The following is a 15,919-nucleotide window of genomic DNA, read 5'->3' as shown; positions in this document are numbered from 1 at the left end:
CCCCCATGACCACGACCCCCCTGCCCCACCACAGCGTCGTCATCATCGGCGGCGGACAGGCCGGCCTCTCCGCCAGCTCTTATCTGAGCGAAAGCGGCATCGACCATGTGATCTATGAGAAGAACCGCGTCGCCCACGCCTGGCGCGACCAAAGGTGGGATAGTTTTTGCCTGGTCACGCCCAACTGGCAATGCAAACTGCCCGGCTACGACTATCCCGGCCGCGACCCCGACGGCTTCATGAAGCGCGACGAGATCGTCGCCTATGTGGAGGAGTATGCCAAGCGCATCGCCGCCCCGGTGCGCGAGGGCGTCGGCGTCAACCGCCTGTCGCGGCAAGAGAACGGCCGCTTCCTGGTGGAAACCGCCGAGGGCGCCGTGACCGCAGGCGCGGTGGTGCTGGCGGTGGGTGGCTATCATGTGCCGAACGTGCCGCGCATGGGCGAGCGGCTGCCGGAAAGCATCGTGCAGGTGCATTCCTCCAAATATCGCCATCCCGGCCAATTGCCCGAAGGCGAGGTGCTGGTGGTGGGCTCGGGCCAATCCGGCTGCCAGATCGCGGAAGACCTGCATCTTGCGGGACGCAAGGTGCATCTCATCGTCGGCAGCGCGCCGCGTTGCCCGCGCGTCTATCGCGGCCGCGACAGCGTGGATTGGCTGGCGGACCTCGGCCAATACGACCTGCCGGTGGAGAAGCATCCACTGAAGGAGAAAGTCCGCAAGAAGGCGAACCATTATCTCACCGGACGCGACGGCGGGCGCGACATCGACCTGCGCCGCTTCGCCCTGGAAGGGATGAAGCTCTACGGCCGGCTGGAGGCGATCAGCGGCGGGCGCCTGCACTTGCGCGACGATCTCAAGCAGAATCTCGATTCCGCCGACGCGGTCTATAACGGCATCTGCGGGCTGATCGACAAGCACATCGCCGACGCCGGCATCGAGGCCCCGGCCGGCCCCCATTACAGCCCGCTCTGGCAGCCGGGCGAAGCGGTGCGCGACCTCGATCCCGTGGCCGCCGGCATCACGTCCGTCATCTGGGCCACCGGCTTTCATTCCGACTGGTCGTGGGTGGACCTGCCGATCTTCGATGGCGCCGGCTATCCCACCCACACGCGCGGCGTCACCGCCATGGACGGGCTCTATGTGCTCGGCCTGCCGTGGCTGCATTCCTGGGGCTCGGGGCGGTTCGTCGGGGTGGGGCGCGATGCGGCCTATCTCGCCGCTCGCATCGGCGAGCATCTCGGCGTGCGGCGGCGCGGGCCGGTGAAACTCGACCTCGCGATGTGATCGATGCGGCGCGGAGAACCCTCATGAGCATCGCCTTCCGCCTTCCGCTGCCGACAGGCTTCCTGCCGGGCGGCCTGTCGCTACCGGCGCTGCGCGCCGCCGATCCGCTGGCCGAGCCGATCCGCCTCGGTATGCCGCATCTCGCCTATGGCGGGCTGTCGGAAACCTGGCTGCTGAAGGAATTGGGCCATCGCCACTGGCAGTTGCTCGCCCGCAGCGCCGGGCGGGAGGTGCCGGATTTCCGCGATGCCGACGGCGCGACCGTCTATGCCGCCTTCATCGCGGTTTCGGTAAGCGATGCCGCCCTCGGCGCGTTTCGCGAGCATGACAACCTCGTGCTGCGCTCGCGCCTGGAGCGCATCTCGCGCACCCAGTTCGCGAGCCGGCATGAACTGCTGCGCGACGGCACGCCCATGGGCGCGGTGGAGATGACCTCCGTGTTCGTGAAGCGCAAAGAGGCGGGCCGCAATCGCGCCCTCTCCCGCGTCGGGCTCGCGGGCTTTCCCCCGCCGGCGGCAAGGCCCGGCCTCGCGCGTACGGCCGCATTGGCCGCAACCCTGCGCGCCGGCCGCTATGCTACGCATTTCGGCTTTGCCAATGATGCGCGCGAGACCGGCCTTGCGCTCACCGTTCGTCCCTGCCCGGCGCAGGATTTCAACGGCGCCGACTTCCTCTATTTCGCGTCCTTCCAGGCGTTCGTGGACCGCGCGGAATGGGAAGCAATGGAGGCCCCGGCCGGCCTGTTCACGGTGGCGCGGGACATGGTGTTCCATTCCAATGTGGAGATCGGCGAGGCGGTGCGCGTGACGGTGAAGGCGCGCCGCAGCGAAGGCGATCATCTGCTGCACTGGTGCGTGCTGTCGCGCGTGGCGGACGGCGCGCGCCTTGCCGACGTGTTCACCCGGCGCGCACCCGCCACCCTGGCCGAGGGCAAGACCGGCTGAGGGCAAGGCAACTGAGGACCGTAGCAATGGACACAGCCGGCGCGGCCCACCCTGGGAGCCGGCGCCGGCCGCCGTCGCGGGTGTCCCCGCCCGTGTCGGATCAGGCTTCCTTGAAGCCGTATTCCGGCGTGCCCTGCTCGGCGCCGTAATATTTATAGGGCAGGAACTTGCCGCTCATGGTGAGCTTCACACGGTCGCCCTTGGCATTGGCGAGACGCTCCATGTCGATGTCGAAATCGATCGCCGACATGATGCCGTCGCCGAACTCTTCCTCGATCAGCGCCTTGAACGCCGGGCCGTTGACCATCACCATCTCGTAGAAGCGGTAGATCAGCGGATCGGTGGGCGGCATGGGCATGCCGCGATAGGGCACTTCGTTGAGCATGCGCTCCTCGACCTCGGAGAGGCCGAACAGGTCCGCCGCCGCCTTGGCGAGGGGCTTCACCAGCTTCATCTGGCCGAGCAGCGCGCCCACCACCAGCATCGGCGCCATGCCGCCGATTTCATCGGTGATATACTTCCAGGTCCAGCCCTTCTCGCGCTTGATGTCGAGGATCTTCTCGGTGAGTTCTTCGCGCTTCATGGTCTTCTCCTTGAGTCTTAGCGTCACAAATAGGGGGATCACGCGGCCCTGATATCGCCGTCGGGCAAAGGCGAGGGGGACGCGGTGGGACGCACCACCGGGGGATGGCGGTGGTCGTATCCGGCGGGGTGCTGGTCCTTGAAGGTCTTCGAGCGCTCCACCAGGAAGTCGATGAGATGATTGCGCACGGCGTAGAAATCGCCCTGCTTGTGGATGTCGAGGCGCCGACGCTCGCGCGGCAGCGGGTTCTGCACGATCTCGGCGATGGTGGCGTCGGGGCCGTTGGTCATCAGCACGATGCGGTCGGCGAGATAGATCGCCTCGTCCACGTCGTGGGTGATCATGAACACGGTCTGCCCGGTCTCCAGGCAGATGCGGCGCACCTCGTCCTGCAGCGTGCCGCGGGTGAGAGCGTCGAGCGCGGAGAAGGGTTCGTCCATCAGCAGCATCTTGGGCTCGATGGAGAGCGCGCGGGCGATGCCGACGCGCTGCTTCATGCCGCCCGAGAGTTCCGAGGGACGCTTGTTCTCCGAGCCCTTCAGGCCCACCACCTCGATGAAGCGCATGGCGTGGTCGCGCACCTGCGCCCGGCTCCAGCGCTTGTGGCGGGAAGAGACCGCATAGGCGACGTTGCCCAGCACGGTCTTCCACGGCAGCAGGGCATGGCCCTGGAAGATCACCGCGCGATCGAGCGCCGGCCCCTCGATGGCGGTGCCGTCCACCACCACGGCGCCGTCGTCCGGTTTATCGAGACCGGAGAGGATGTTCAGCACCGTGGTCTTGCCGCAGCCGGAATGGCCGATGATGCAGGCGAACTCGCCCTTGTTCATGGAGAACCACAGGTCCTCGAACACCGTGGTGGTGCGTCCGCCCGCCGCCTGGAAGCGGCGGGAGATGCCTTCGATGGAAACATAGCGGGGCTGGGTCATGCGCCTCACTCCGGAAAGGTGACGAGGCGGGCGACGTAGGCGAGGATCTGGTCGAGCAGCATGCCCATCACGCCGATCACCAGGATGGCGATGATCACGTTGGTGATGGAGAGGTTGTTCCACTCGTTCCAGACGAAATAGCCGATGCCGGTGCCGCCCACGAGCATCTCGGCTGCCACGATCACCAGCCAGGCGATGCCGATGGAAATCCGCATGCCGGTGAGGATGGTGGGCGCGGCGGCGGGCAGGATCACGGTGAAGGCGCGCTTGAACGGCCCCACCTCCAGGGTGCGCGCCACGTTCAGCCATTCCTTGCGCACACTGGCGACGCCGAACGCGGTGTTCAGCAGCATGGGCCAGATCGAGCAGATGAAGATGACGAACACCGCCGAGGTATCGCTGTCCTTGATGGTGTAGAGCGCCAAAGGCATCCAGGCCAAAGGCGAGATGGGCTTGAGCACCTGAATGAACGGATCAAGCGCCTTGCTCATCAGCGGCGACATGCCGATGACGAAGCCGAGCGGGATCGCCACCAGGACCGCGATGCCATAGCCCAGCAGCACCCGGCCGAGGGAATAGGCGAGCTGTAGGCCGACACCCTTGTCGTTCGGCCCCTTGTCATAGAACGGATCGGTGAGAACGTTCCAAAGCCCGGCGCCCACGTCCACCGGGCTCGGCAGCGCCGATTTGCCGGTGGAGGCGGTCAGACCCATCAGCTTGGCATATTCCGGGTCCATGCCCGACGCGGCACCCGTCCCGGCCCCGCCGAAGCCGGCGGTGCTCCCCTGCCAGACCAGCAGGAGAGCGACCAGGAGAAGCACCGAAACGAGCGCGGCACGCAAAGTCAAAGTCGACGACATCAGCTCAAGTCCGCTTGATGGCGAAGCTCTCGACATAGGCGTCGGGCTTGGCGGGATCGAACGGCTTGCCCATCACGACGATGGTCTTGGTGGGGGCCGGCGGGGTGAGGCCCATGTCCTTCATCACCGAGGCGCATTCGGTGGCGAGGAACACCTGCTTGGCGATGCCGGCATAATCCACCTCGCCCTTCACCTGGCCCCAGCGCTTCATCTGGGTGAGGATCCAGATGGCGAAGGAATCATACGGGAAGGGCTCGAAGGAAACCCGGTTCGGGTCCTTCTTGATGTTGCCGAGCCCGTCCGCATAGGTGCCGGTGAGCACCTGCTCCAGCACGATCGGGGGCGCGTTGAGATAATTGGCCGGGGCGATGGCGTTGGCGATTTCCTTGCGGTTCTCCGGCTTCTGGGCATAGGCGCTGGCATCGATGATGGCGCGCAGGAGAGCCGCATAGGTGTTGGGATTGGTGGTCACGAACTCCCTGCTGGCGGAGAACGAGCAGCAGGGATGGCCGTCCCAGATTTCCTTCGACAGGATGTGGATGAAGCCGACCCCGTCATAGACCGCGCGCTGGCAGACATTGTCCGGCGCCAGGAAGCCGTCGATGTTCTCGGCGCGCAGATTGGCGACCATCTCCGGCGGCGGCACCGAGCGGAGCTGCACGTCCGCGTCGGGATCGACGCCGTGCTCCGCCAGATAATAGCGCAGCAGGTAATTGTGCATGGAATAGTCGAACGGGATCGCGAGCTTGAAGCCCTTCCAGTCCTTCGGGTCGCGCTTGTCCTTGTGCTTCATCGCCAAGGTGATGCACTGGCCGTTGATGTTCTCGATCGCCGGCACGGAAAACGGAATGGGATTGGAGCCGAGACCCATCGATATCGCGATGGGCATGGGCGAGAGCATGTGGGCGGCGTCGTATTCCTTATTGATGGTCTTGTCGCGCACCACCGCCCAGCCGGCGGTCTTCACCACGTCCACGTTCAGGCCCTGCTTGGTGTAGAAGCCGAGCGGGTGCGCCATGATGATGGGGGTGGCGCAGGTGATCGGAATGAAGCCGACCTTGAGATCCTTCTTCTCGATCGGCCCGGTGCCCTGGGCGAACGCTTCGGTGATCGCCCCCATGGGCAGGAAGGGGGCGAGCGCCGCGGCCACCGTGGTGCCGCCGATGGCTTTCAGGAAGGCGCGGCGCTGAACCTCTTGGGGAAACAGGGCCTGCAACATGGTCTTCTCGACCACGCTGCCATAGCGCGCCTCTTCGGAGGCGCGGGCAGCCGCCTCGTGTTCCGCCGCCGAGCGGTGCCGGCCGCACGCGCAGCCGGAAAACAAACGGGAAAAGCGCCGGAAGGTGTCTTTGCTCGTCATGGACCGCCTCGTTCGCTGTGGGCCTGGAGAAACGCGCTCCCCCTGACGTTAAGCAAGGCGCGTGCCAGCGCGACGGGTCTCGATTTACGCTGCGCAATCAAAGGCCTGGAAAGGTGGCTGGATTTACGAATTTTCGTGAATTATGATTTTTCGTAATTCAACTCGCGAAATCTCGTAAATGGACACCCTGGATCTCCCCCAACTTCCGCGCTTCGGACCGTTCGGCCCCGCCTTCGATGCGGGGATCGAGGCGGAACTGGCGGTCGACACCGAAACCGCGCGCATCCTTGATGCCAATCCCGCCGCCTGCCGCCTGCTGGGCCATGCCCGCGAGGCGCTCAAGACCATGCAGATCTTCGACCTGCATCCCGGGCAGGCCTCGACCGTGGTGGTGTTCACCCAGGCGGTGATGGATCGCGGCGCCCACTGGACGCGGTCGCTGACGCCCCATCATGCGGATGGGCGCCCGCTGCGGCTGGAATATGCCGGCATCCAGGTCTCAAGCCCGCGCGGCCGCACGTTGCTCATCACGCTGCATGATCTCGATGCCCGGCATCGCCGGGACATCGACGCGGACGCCGATTCCTTCATGCGCGAGGGCATCGCCGAATGGCAGCGGGTGGACCGCTTCTTCCGCGATATCGAGCGTGAGAACCGCCTCATCCTCCATGCGGTGGGCGAAGGCATCTATGGGGTGAATTCGGAGGGCAAGACCACCTTCGTCAATCCCGCCGCCGAGCAATTGCTCGGCTGGACGGCGGAGGAGCTGATCGGCCGCGACATGCACACCATGGTGCATCATCACCACCACGACGGCAGCCCCTATCCCCACAAGACCTGCCCGATCTATGCGGCATTCCGCGACGGGGCGGTGCACCGGGTGGAGAACGAGGTGTTCTGGCATCGCTCGGGCAAGCCGGTGTGGGTGGAATATACCTCGACGCCGATCCGCGACCGGGGCGTGCTGATCGGCGCGGTGGTTGCGTTCCGCGACGTGACGCAGCGGCGCGAGGCCGACGACAGGCTGCGCGCCGCGCTCGCCGAGGTGGATAGCCTGCGCGAGCGGCTGGAGATGGAGAATGCCTATCTCCAGGAGGAAATCCGCGCCGAGGGCAGCCATCGCGGCATCATCGGCCGCAGCGAGGCCATCAAGAAGGTGCTGCGCCAGGTGGAATTGGTGGCCCCCACCGAGGCGAGCGTGCTCATCACCGGGGAATCCGGCACCGGCAAGGAATTGATCGCCCGCGCCATCCACGAGGCCAGCGACCGGCGCGAGCGCCCGTTGATCCGGGTGAATTGCGCGGCGATCCCACGCGAATTGTTCGAGAGCGAATTCTTCGGCCATGCCCGCGGCGCCTTCACCGGCGCGCTGCGCGACCGCATCGGCCGGTTCGAACTGGCCGACCATGGCACGCTGTTTCTCGACGAGGTCGGCGAAATCCCGCTGGAGCTGCAGAGCAAGCTGCTGCGGGTGCTTCAGGAGGGCCAGTTCGAGCGGATCGGCGAGGAACGCACCCGCTCGGTGGACGTGCGCATCATCGCCGCCACCAATCGCGACCTGAGGGCCGAGGTGCGGGCCGGGCGGTTCCGCGAAGACCTGTTCTATCGCCTCAATGTGATGCCCATCGAATCCGCATCGCTGCGCGAGCGGCGCGAGGACATTCCCGCCCTCGCCCTGCATTTTCTGGGCGGGGCGGCGCGCAAGCCGCACGCCGGGGCGCTGCAATTGAGCGAGGGCGACATGCGCAAGCTCGTCGCCTACGACTGGCCGGGCAATGTGCGCGAGCTGCAAAACGTGATCGAGCGCGGCATCATTCTCGCCCGCAACGGTCGCCTCACCATCGATCTGCCGGAGCCCCACGCCGATGCCGCGCCGTCTCCGGTGGCCGGCGGCGGCGAAGCCCTGGAGACCGAGGAGGAGCGGCGCGGACGCCATCGCGCCAGCATCCTCGCCGCATTGGAAGCCTCGGGCGGCAAGGTTTCGGGTCCCGGCGGCGCGGCGGAACGGCTCGGCCTCAAGGCCACGACGCTGGCTTCGCGCCTGAAGACGCTCGGCATTACGCCGCCCAAGGCGCAAGGCCGGCGCAGCCTCTGACGGCGGAAGGCGGGGGTCGGGGCCAACGGCCCCGGTTCCTTTGACCGGTCCCGAGCGGGTGTCGCTCAGACGCCGCGCGGGCTTGGAGCGAGGCTTGGGACCATGGCCGATGCGCCTTGCCCATCGGCCATGGCTGTTATTCCGCCGCGGCGCGGCGGCGGCGGTCCTTGGGGGTGGCGGGCTCGAACAGGGCCCGGCACTCCTCGGCGGTCAGCGGCTCGCCGAACAGCACGCCCTGGGCGAACTCGCAGCCGAAGCGAGCCATCTCGGTGGCTTCGCCTTCCCGCTCCAGGCTCTCCGCCACGACTTCCATGCCGAGCTGGTGGGCCAGCGAAACGATGGAGCCGACGATGATCGGGCGGGCGGTGCGCGCCGCCCCCTTGGCGCTGTCGCGCACGAAGCGCTGGTCGATCTTGATGGTGTCGAACGGGAAGCGCTGGAGATAGGCGAGCGCCGACTGGCCGGTGCCGAAATCGTCCAGGCACAGCCCGGCGCCGAGTTCGCGGATGCGGGCGAGCATCACCGCCGCATATTCCGGATTTTCCATCACCAGGCTCTCGGTGACTTCCAGCTTCAGCGTGCCGGGCGCGACCGCATTGCGCGCCAGCACGGCCTTGAGATCCTGAATCAGGTCGTGCCGCAGCAATTGCCGCGAAGAGACGTTGGCATGCATGAACAGCGGCGGGTCGACGCGCACCATGCGCTGCCACTGCCCGAGCTGGCGCGCCGCATGTTCCAGCGCGAACAGGCCGAGATCGAGGATCAGCCCGCTTTCCTCGGCGACGGACAGGAAGTCGGACGCGGCCAGTTCCCCAAGCGTGGGATGGCGCCATCGCATGAAGGCTTCGAAGCCGCCGATGGCCCGGTCGTGCATGCGCACGATCGGTTGGTAGCGCATGAAAATCTCGTTGCGCTCCAGCGCCTGGCGCAGATCGTTCTCCAGCGAGACATGGTCGATCTTCTGCTGGCGCATGGCCGGGCGGAACACCTCGATGCGGTCGCCGCCGATGCGCTTGGCATAATACATGGCGAGTTCCGCGTCCTTCAGCACCTCGCTGCGCTTGCTCTGCTCCTGGCCGGGCAGGACAAGGCCGATGGAGGCGGTGATGAACACTTCCTTCTCGGCGAAGGTGATGGGCGCGCGCAGCGAGCGGCGCATGGTGTCGGCGAAGGTGGTGATGCGCTCGGGATCGCGCTCCGACATGAGGATCATGCCGAACTGGTCGCCGGAAATGCGCGCCAGCGTATCCTGCGGCTTCATCAGGCGCATCAGGCGGCGGGCCACCGTGAGCAGGATGGAATCGCCCACCCCCATGCCGACCGAGACGTTCACCTGCTTGAAGCGGTCGAGGTCGATCACCATCACGGTCGGGCGCAGGCTCTCGTCCAGCTTGGCGAAGGTCAGCGCCTGGTCGAGCCGGTCGAGGAACAGCTCGCGATTGGGCAGGCCGGTGAGATTGTCGCGCACCGCGTCGTGCAGCAGGCGCTCGGCGGCGACGCGCTCGCCGGTCACGTCGATGAGGGTGCCGATGCAGCGCACCACCTCGCCGTCCGCGCCCACCACCGGACGGGCGCGCAGGTTGAAGGTCATGTAATGGCCGTCGATGGCGCGCAGGCGGAAATCCTGGTCGATGCGGCCGCGCCGCTGCTCGATGATGCCGTCGAGCGTGGCGCGGAAGCGGTCGCGGTCGGCGGGGTGCAGCACCTCCAGCCAGCCGGCGGCTTCGGTCTCCAGCGAGCGGCGCTTGAGGCCGAGCGCCTCTTCCGCCTCGGGGGAGGTGTAGATGCGGTCGCTGTCCACATCCCAGTCCCACACGATATAGCCCGAGCCCGCCAGCGCCAGCGCGCGGCGTTCCAGATCGGAGGTGGAGCCCTGCACCGCGCCGAGGCCGGCGAAGGCGTGCTGCATCACCGTGAAGCCGATCAGCATGACGATCAGCACCAGGCCGCCCGACAGCGCCGGGGCGACGAGATCGTTGGTCACGAGGCCGCCCACCGTGAGCCCAGCCATCACCACCCACACCACCAGCAGCAGCCAGGTGGGGATGATCAGCACCGCGCGGTCATAGCCGTGCTGGGACAGCCAGATCACCACCCCGAGCCCGGCCACCGCAACCGCCAGCAGTGAGAGGCGGGCGATGCCGGCGGCCATCGGCGCATCGGCGAGCGCCACCGCCACCAGCGCCGCCAGAAAGGCGAGCCAGCCGACCGCGACGTGCATGTAGCGCACGTGCCAGCGGTTGAGGTTGAGATAGGCGAACAGGAACACCAGCAAGGTGGCGGTGAGGATCGCCTCGCCCGCCGCGCGCCAGAATTGCTCGGCGATGGGGGAGAGGCCGAACACCTTGGACCAGAAGGAGAAATCCAGCCCGATATAGCCCAGCACCGCCCACGCCAGCGCGGCGGCGGCGGGGAACATCACCGAGCCCTTGACCACGAACAGGATGGTCAGGAACAGCGCCAGCAGGCCGGCGATGCCGATGACGATGCCATGGTACAGGGTGAAGCTGTTGACCTTGTCCTTATAGGCGTTGGGTTCCCACAGATAGAGCTGGGGCAGGTTCGGGCCGGTCAGTTCCGCCACCAAAGTGACGGTCGAGCCGGGGTCCAGCGTGATGGTGAACACATCGGCGTCGGGCGCGGCCTCGCGCTCCGGCTTGAAGCCCTGGCTCGGGGTGAGCGCGAGGATGCGGCGGTTGCCGAGGTCGGGCCAGAACAGGCCGGAGCCCACCATGCGGTAGAACGGCGCGACGATCAGCCGGTCCACCTGCTCGTCGGTATTGTTGGAAAGGGCGAAGGTGACCCAATAGCCCTGGGGCCGCCCGTCCGTCGTGCGCACCTCGATGCGGCGCACGACCCCGTCGGCGCCTGGCGCGGTGGTCAGTTGGATGCGGTCGTTGTCGGTGTGCTGGCGTTCGACCGCGGGCAGGAGGTCCGTAACCTTGGCATCGAGACGGACGGCGATGGTCTCGACCGCGCGCGCCGATGGCGCACCGAGCCCGAGAACCGCCAACAGTGCGATGCAAAAGACGATCGTAGAACGCAACGGCACACCTCCGCACCCGGCAGTCCGCCGGGCCGAACGCCCATGACTAGCCCCGCCGTGCGGCGCGAGCAAGGCACAGCCGACGCTGGGCCTGCTGCATTGCATCAGGATCGGGCGTTTTCCCCTCACGCGACGGTGAGCATGATTTTGCCGATATGGGCGCTGGTGTCCATGCGCGCGTGCGCCTCGCTCGCCTTCTCCAAGGGGAAGGTGCAATCGATCAGCGGCCGCACCGCGCCGGCGGCAATCAGCGGAATCACGTGCTGTTCCAGCGCGCTGGCAATCGCCGCCTTGTCCGCCACCGGGCGCGCGCGCAGCGTCGAGCCGGTGTGCGTCAGGCGCTTCAGCATCAGGCGCATGAAGTCGATATTCACCTTCGAGCCGTCCTGGAAGGCGATCTGCACGATCCGCCCCTCCACCGCCGCGGCCTCGTAATTGCGCTGGATGTAGGCGCCACCCACCACGTCGAGAATCACGTTGGCACCCTTGCCGCCGGTCATGCTCTTCACCTCGGCGACGAAATCCTGGGTCTTGTAGTCGATGGCGAGGTCGGCGCCGAGCTTCAGGCAGGCCGCGCACTTCTCGGCCGAGCCGGCGGTGGTGATGACGGTGGCGCCGAACGCCTTGCCGAGCTGGATCGCCGTGGTGCCGATGCCCCCCGTGCCGCCATGGACCAGCAGGGTTTCCCCGCGTTTGAGGCCGGCGCGGTCGAATACATTGCTCCACACGGTGAAGAAGGTTTCCGGAACGGCCGCCGCCTCCACCATGGAGAGGCCGGCGGGCACCGGCAAAGCGGTCGCCTCATGGCTCAGGCAATAGTGCGCATAGCCGCCGCCGGTGACCAGCGCGCAGACCGCGTCGCCCAGCTTGAAGCGGGTCACCTCGGCGCCCAGCGCCACGACGATGCCGGCGATCTCCAGGCCCAGAATGTCGGAGGCGCCGGGAGGGGCGGGATAGAGCCCGCGCCGCTGCACCACGTCGGGGCGGTTCACCCCGGCGGCTTCCACCTTCACCAAAATCTCCCGCGCGCCGGGCACCGGCATGGGCCGTTCGCCCGGCACCAGCACCTCGGGGCCGCCGGGGGCGGTGATATTGATGGCCATCATGGTGGCGGGAAGGTCGGCGGGAAGGGGCTGTGTCATGGCGCGGTTCCGGAAAGGGGCGGGAGGCGCCCGACCGTGACGGTGCGGGACGGGGACGGACGGTTCCCTTGCGCGTCCAGGCGCAAGAACCGGTGCGCCTCTCCTATCCCATGCGCGGGCGGTGAAAAACGGAAAGATGGACGCGCCCGGCGCAAGCGGCTTTTATGCCGAGGGCTGATGATGCTGCCGTTGCGCCATGTGAGCGAACCCGCCCGATCCGCAAGGCCTCAAGGAGTGCGCGCCATGGACGAAGACCGGCCCATTGCCCCGCAACCGACGCCGGTGCTAGCCCCGGCTGACCTCGACCGCCTCTCGGTGGACGAGATCGACGCGCGCATCGCATTGATGCGCGAGGAGATCGGCCGGCTGGAGCGGGCGAAGGCGGCGAAGCTCGCCTCGCGCGATGCCGCCCATTCGGTCTTCAAGTTCTGACGGGGCGGTGAATGCCGCCCCTCGCAGGCAGCGCTCTGGACGCAGGCAGGGCTTCAGGCATGGCAAAGCCGGCTCGAACGAGCCGGCGCAAAGCGCGGCGGCAGATGCCGCGCAGATCTTGGAACCGGTGCGACCGAGCCCCGCAGGACGCGGCGCCGCACCCCGTGCGATCAGCCCTTGAGCAGGCCACCGAACTTGTTCTTGAAGCGGGAAACACGGCCGCCGCGGTCGAGCAGCTGCTGGGTGCCGCCGGTCCAGGCCGGGTGCGTACGGGGATCGATATCGAGCTGAAGGCTGTCGCCCTCCTTGCCGAAGGTCGACCGCGTCGTGTACTCGGAACCGTCAGTCATCACCACCTTGATGAAATGGTAATCGGGGTGAACGTCGCTCTTCATGGGTTGCGTCCTTCTCGCCGCGCCGAGCATGCAAGCCCGCAGCGGTATGAATTCGTTTCCTGAGGGAATGAGGCGGGTCTATAACCGAGAGCATCCGTTGACACAAGCCGACACCGCACTGGAACCCGCCGTCGATCCCGCCAAAACGGCAAAGAGCCGCCGCAGCATCAGCCCGCTGATCGCGCTTGGCCCCTATATCCTGCGCTATCGCGCACGGGTATTCGGCGCGCTTGCGGCCCTCACCATCGCCGCGCTCGCCACCCTGGCGACCCCCGTGGCGGTGCGGCGCATGATCGATTACGGCTTCGCCGCCGACCATGCCGGATTGATCGACCGCTATTTCGCGGTGCTGATCGTGGTGGTGGCGGTGCTCGCGCTCGCCTCCGCCTCCCGCTATTACCTCGTGACCACGCTCGGCGAGCGGGTGGTGGCGGATCTGCGGGCCGCCGTGTTCGCCCGCCTCACCACGCTCGACGGCACCTTCTTCGATACCGCGCGGGCCGGCGAACTGACCTCACGGCTGGTGGCCGACACCACGCAGATCAAGTCGGCGGTCGGCTCCTCCGCCTCGGTGGCGCTGCGCAATTTGTTCATGTGCATCGGCGCCGTGATCATGATGGTGGTGACGAGCCCACGCCTCTCCGGCCTGGTGCTGATCGTCATTCCGCTGATCGTGCTGCCGCTGGTGGCCTCCGGCCGCAAGGTGCGGGCCCGCTCGCGGGCGGCGCAGGACACGCTGGCGGACGCCTCCGCCTATGCCTCCGAAGTCATCGGCGCCATGCGCGCGGTCCAGGCCTCCACCGCCGAGGGCGCGGCGCGCGCCCAATTCGACCGGGCGGTGGAAAAGTCCTTCGATGCCGCGCGCGGCGCCACCGCCGCCCGCTCCCTGCTCACCGGCGTCATCATCTTTTTGGTGTTCTCCAGCGTGGTCGGCGTGCTGTGGGTGGGCGCCCAATCGGTGCTCAACGGCACCATGACCTCGGGCCAGCTCAGCCAATTCCTGCTGTTCGCCGTGCTGGCGGCGAGCGGGCTCGGGGAATTGTCGCAGGTGTGGGGCGAGGTCTCCGCCGCCTCCGGCGCCGCCGAGCGCATCGGCGAGCTGCTGAAGGAAGAGCCCAAGGTGAAGACCCCCGCAGCCCCGGTGCCGCTGGGCCGGGTGTCCGGCGCCATCCGCTTCGAGCATGTCGGCTTCACCTATCCGACGCGGCCCCATTCCCCGGCGCTGCGCGACGTGTCGTTCGCCATCCGGCCCGGCGAGCGGGTGGCCCTGGTGGGGCCCTCGGGCGCCGGCAAGAGCACCGTATTCCAGTTGCTGGAGCGCTTCTACAGCCCGCAGAGCGGCGCCATCCTGCTGGACGAGACCGATGTCGCCCTGTGCGACCCGGTGGCGGTGCGCGCCAATATCGCCTTGGTGCCGCAGGAGGTGGCGATCTTCGCCGATACGGTGCGCGAGAACATCCGCCTCGCCCGGCCGCAGGCGAGCGATGCCGAGGTGGAGGCCGCCGGCCGCGCCGCTTTGGTGGATGAATTCATCACCCGCATGCCGGACGGCTGGGACACGATGGTGGGCGAACGGGGCGTGACGCTCTCGGGCGGCCAGCGCCAGCGCATCGTGATCGCCCGCGCGATCCTGCGCGCCGCCCCCATCCTGCTGCTGGACGAGGCGACGAGCGCGCTCGATGCCGAAAGCGAAACCCTGGTGCAGACGGCGCTGGAACGCTCCATGGAGGGGCGCACCACGCTCGTCATCGCCCATCGCCTCGCCACCGTGCTCTCCGCCGACCGCATCCTGGTGATGGAGGACGGGCGCATCGTCGACGAGGGCACCCATGCCGAGCTGGTGATGAAGGGCGGGCTCTATGCCCGCCTCGCGGCCCTGCAGTTCAACACGGCGGCCTGAGTTCGCTCCGGTCCGAGAGCGGGGCCTCAGCCGACCACCAGATCCGCCACCTCGGGGTGGCGGCTCGCCCATGCCGCCATGAAGGAGCATTGGGTCACCGCCTTGTGCCCGTCGGCGCGGATGTGCGCGAACACCCCCTTGGCGAGGCGCGAGCCGACGCCCTGGCCGGAGAGCGCCTGCGGGACCTCGGTATGGGTGAGGGTCACGATGTCGCCCTCCAGCTTGTAATAGGCCAGCGCCAATTCATCCCCCACCTTCAGCTCGAAGCGATTCAGGGCGGGATTGTGCGTGACGGACGAGTCCATGGGGGCTCCGTGCGATTCGTGTCGGAAGACGACCGCAAGCATAGGGCCGATCGCGCCGGGCGCGCAGCACCCGGCCACCCTCCTCGCGGCGATTTGCGCGGATTGCGCACCTCGCCACCTGAGTGCAGGGGGGATGCCGCGCCCTCAGCCCGGCGCCGTCCATTCCATGCGCCAGATCGCCCGGCCGGACATGGGGTTCTCCCCGGCCCGCGCGATGACGAAGCCGAGGCGGGTGTAGAAGGCGACCGCGCGGGGATTGTCCTGGTTCACATCCAGCGCGATGCCGCAGGGCGCGCGCCGCTTGGCCGCGTCCATCAGCGCCTCGGCCGCGCCCTTGCCCCAATAGGCCGGCGCCACCGCGAGCTGGTCGAGATAGCCGGTGGCGGGAGCGATCGCGACGAAGCCGGCCGGCGCGGCTTGCGCATCCAGCGCCACATGGATTTCCGCGCCCCCGCCGATGAGCTTTTCCACATGATCCAGAAACCACGGGCGCCGCGCCTCGAAATCGATGTCCGGCATGGTCTTGGCCCAGGTCGCGACCCAGAGGTCCGCGAGCGCCGGCAGATGGGCGGGAAGGAAGGGAACGACGGTGAAAGACGGGGCCATGACGGGTCCGCGCGGGAGGGCGATGGGCCAGTCTAT

14 protein-coding genes are annotated in these 15,919 nt (G+C 67.5%); 5 read left to right on the top strand and 9 right to left on the bottom strand.

Annotated elements, in window-relative coordinates:
• The first annotated feature begins 5 nt into the window (after positions 1-5).
• On the top strand, positions 6-1,286 hold the full coding sequence (locus V5F77_RS05950) for an MSMEG_0569 family flavin-dependent oxidoreductase (protein WP_429004419.1): 1,281 nt from the start codon (positions 6-8) through the stop codon (positions 1,284-1,286).
• A gap of 23 nt (positions 1,287-1,309) precedes the next feature.
• Positions 1,310-2,230: a Pnap_2097 family protein gene (locus V5F77_RS05945; RefSeq protein WP_429004418.1), complete on the top strand. Its 921-nt coding sequence runs from the start codon at positions 1,310-1,312 to the stop codon at positions 2,228-2,230.
• 100 nt (positions 2,231-2,330) lie between these two features.
• Here V5F77_RS05945 and cynS read toward each other — a convergent pair whose 3' ends face one another.
• From cynS to V5F77_RS05925, 4 genes are read right to left on the bottom strand one after another with little or no spacing between them, the layout of a single operon-like run.
• Positions 2,331-2,813, bottom strand: a complete 483-nt coding sequence (gene cynS / locus V5F77_RS05940) for a cyanase (RefSeq protein WP_429004417.1) — start codon at positions 2,811-2,813, stop codon at positions 2,331-2,333.
• A gap of 38 nt (positions 2,814-2,851) precedes the next feature.
• A complete protein-coding gene (locus V5F77_RS05935; protein WP_429004416.1) occupies positions 2,852-3,742 on the bottom strand; it encodes an ABC transporter ATP-binding protein in 891 nt (296 codons plus the stop codon).
• A gap of 5 nt (positions 3,743-3,747) precedes the next feature.
• Positions 3,748-4,602, bottom strand: coding sequence for a nitrate ABC transporter permease (ntrB, locus tag V5F77_RS05930; protein WP_429004415.1), 855 nt, complete (start codon positions 4,600-4,602; stop codon positions 3,748-3,750).
• Positions 4,603-4,606: 4 nt separating this feature from the next.
• Positions 4,607-5,962 (bottom strand): CmpA/NrtA family ABC transporter substrate-binding protein, encoded by a 1,356-nt coding sequence (locus V5F77_RS05925; protein ID WP_429004414.1) that lies wholly within the window; start codon positions 5,960-5,962, stop codon positions 4,607-4,609.
• Positions 5,963-6,140: 178 nt separating this feature from the next.
• Between V5F77_RS05925 and V5F77_RS05920 the strand changes: the two genes are divergently transcribed.
• The gene (locus V5F77_RS05920; protein ID WP_429004413.1) at positions 6,141-8,057 is read left to right on the top strand and encodes a sigma 54-interacting transcriptional regulator; all 1,917 of its coding nucleotides are present in this window, start codon (positions 6,141-6,143) and stop codon (positions 8,055-8,057) included.
• A 136-nt stretch (positions 8,058-8,193) separates the two neighbouring features.
• Here the strand turns inward: V5F77_RS05920 and V5F77_RS05915 are convergent, their stop codons facing one another.
• A complete protein-coding gene (locus V5F77_RS05915) occupies positions 8,194-11,103 on the bottom strand; it encodes an EAL domain-containing protein (RefSeq protein WP_429004412.1) in 2,910 nt (969 codons plus the stop codon).
• Positions 11,104-11,228: 125 nt separating this feature from the next.
• Entirely contained in the window at positions 11,229-12,245 is a 1,017-nt protein-coding gene (locus V5F77_RS05910) for an NAD(P)H-quinone oxidoreductase (RefSeq protein ID WP_429004411.1), read from the bottom strand.
• Positions 12,246-12,488: 243 nt separating this feature from the next.
• Here V5F77_RS05910 and V5F77_RS05905 point away from each other — a divergent pair, with 243 nt between their 5' ends.
• On the top strand, positions 12,489-12,677 hold the full coding sequence (locus V5F77_RS05905; RefSeq protein ID WP_429004410.1) for a DUF1192 domain-containing protein: 189 nt from the start codon (positions 12,489-12,491) through the stop codon (positions 12,675-12,677).
• Positions 12,678-12,847: 170 nt separating this feature from the next.
• On the opposite strand, the gene rpmE is transcribed toward V5F77_RS05905, so the two are convergent.
• On the bottom strand, positions 12,848-13,072 hold the full coding sequence (gene rpmE, locus V5F77_RS05900) for a 50S ribosomal protein L31 (protein WP_429004409.1): 225 nt from the start codon (positions 13,070-13,072) through the stop codon (positions 12,848-12,850).
• A gap of 67 nt (positions 13,073-13,139) precedes the next feature.
• Here rpmE and V5F77_RS05895 point away from each other — a divergent pair, with 67 nt between their 5' ends.
• Positions 13,140-14,972, top strand: coding sequence for an ABC transporter transmembrane domain-containing protein (locus tag V5F77_RS05895; protein WP_429004408.1), 1,833 nt, complete (start codon positions 13,140-13,142; stop codon positions 14,970-14,972).
• A gap of 26 nt (positions 14,973-14,998) precedes the next feature.
• Here V5F77_RS05895 and V5F77_RS05890 read toward each other — a convergent pair whose 3' ends face one another.
• Positions 14,999-15,277, bottom strand: coding sequence for a GNAT family N-acetyltransferase (locus V5F77_RS05890; RefSeq protein WP_429004407.1), 279 nt, complete (start codon positions 15,275-15,277; stop codon positions 14,999-15,001).
• Positions 15,278-15,421: 144 nt separating this feature from the next.
• The gene (locus tag V5F77_RS05885; protein WP_429004406.1) at positions 15,422-15,883 is read right to left on the bottom strand and encodes a GNAT family N-acetyltransferase; all 462 of its coding nucleotides are present in this window, start codon (positions 15,881-15,883) and stop codon (positions 15,422-15,424) included.
• Positions 15,884-15,919 lie beyond the last annotated feature (36 nt).

The sequence above is a fragment of the Roseixanthobacter psychrophilus genome (assembly GCF_043195195.1).
GTDB lineage: Bacteria > Pseudomonadota > Alphaproteobacteria > Rhizobiales > Xanthobacteraceae > NCEH01.
This window is presented reverse-complemented; position numbering and strand designations above follow the sequence as displayed.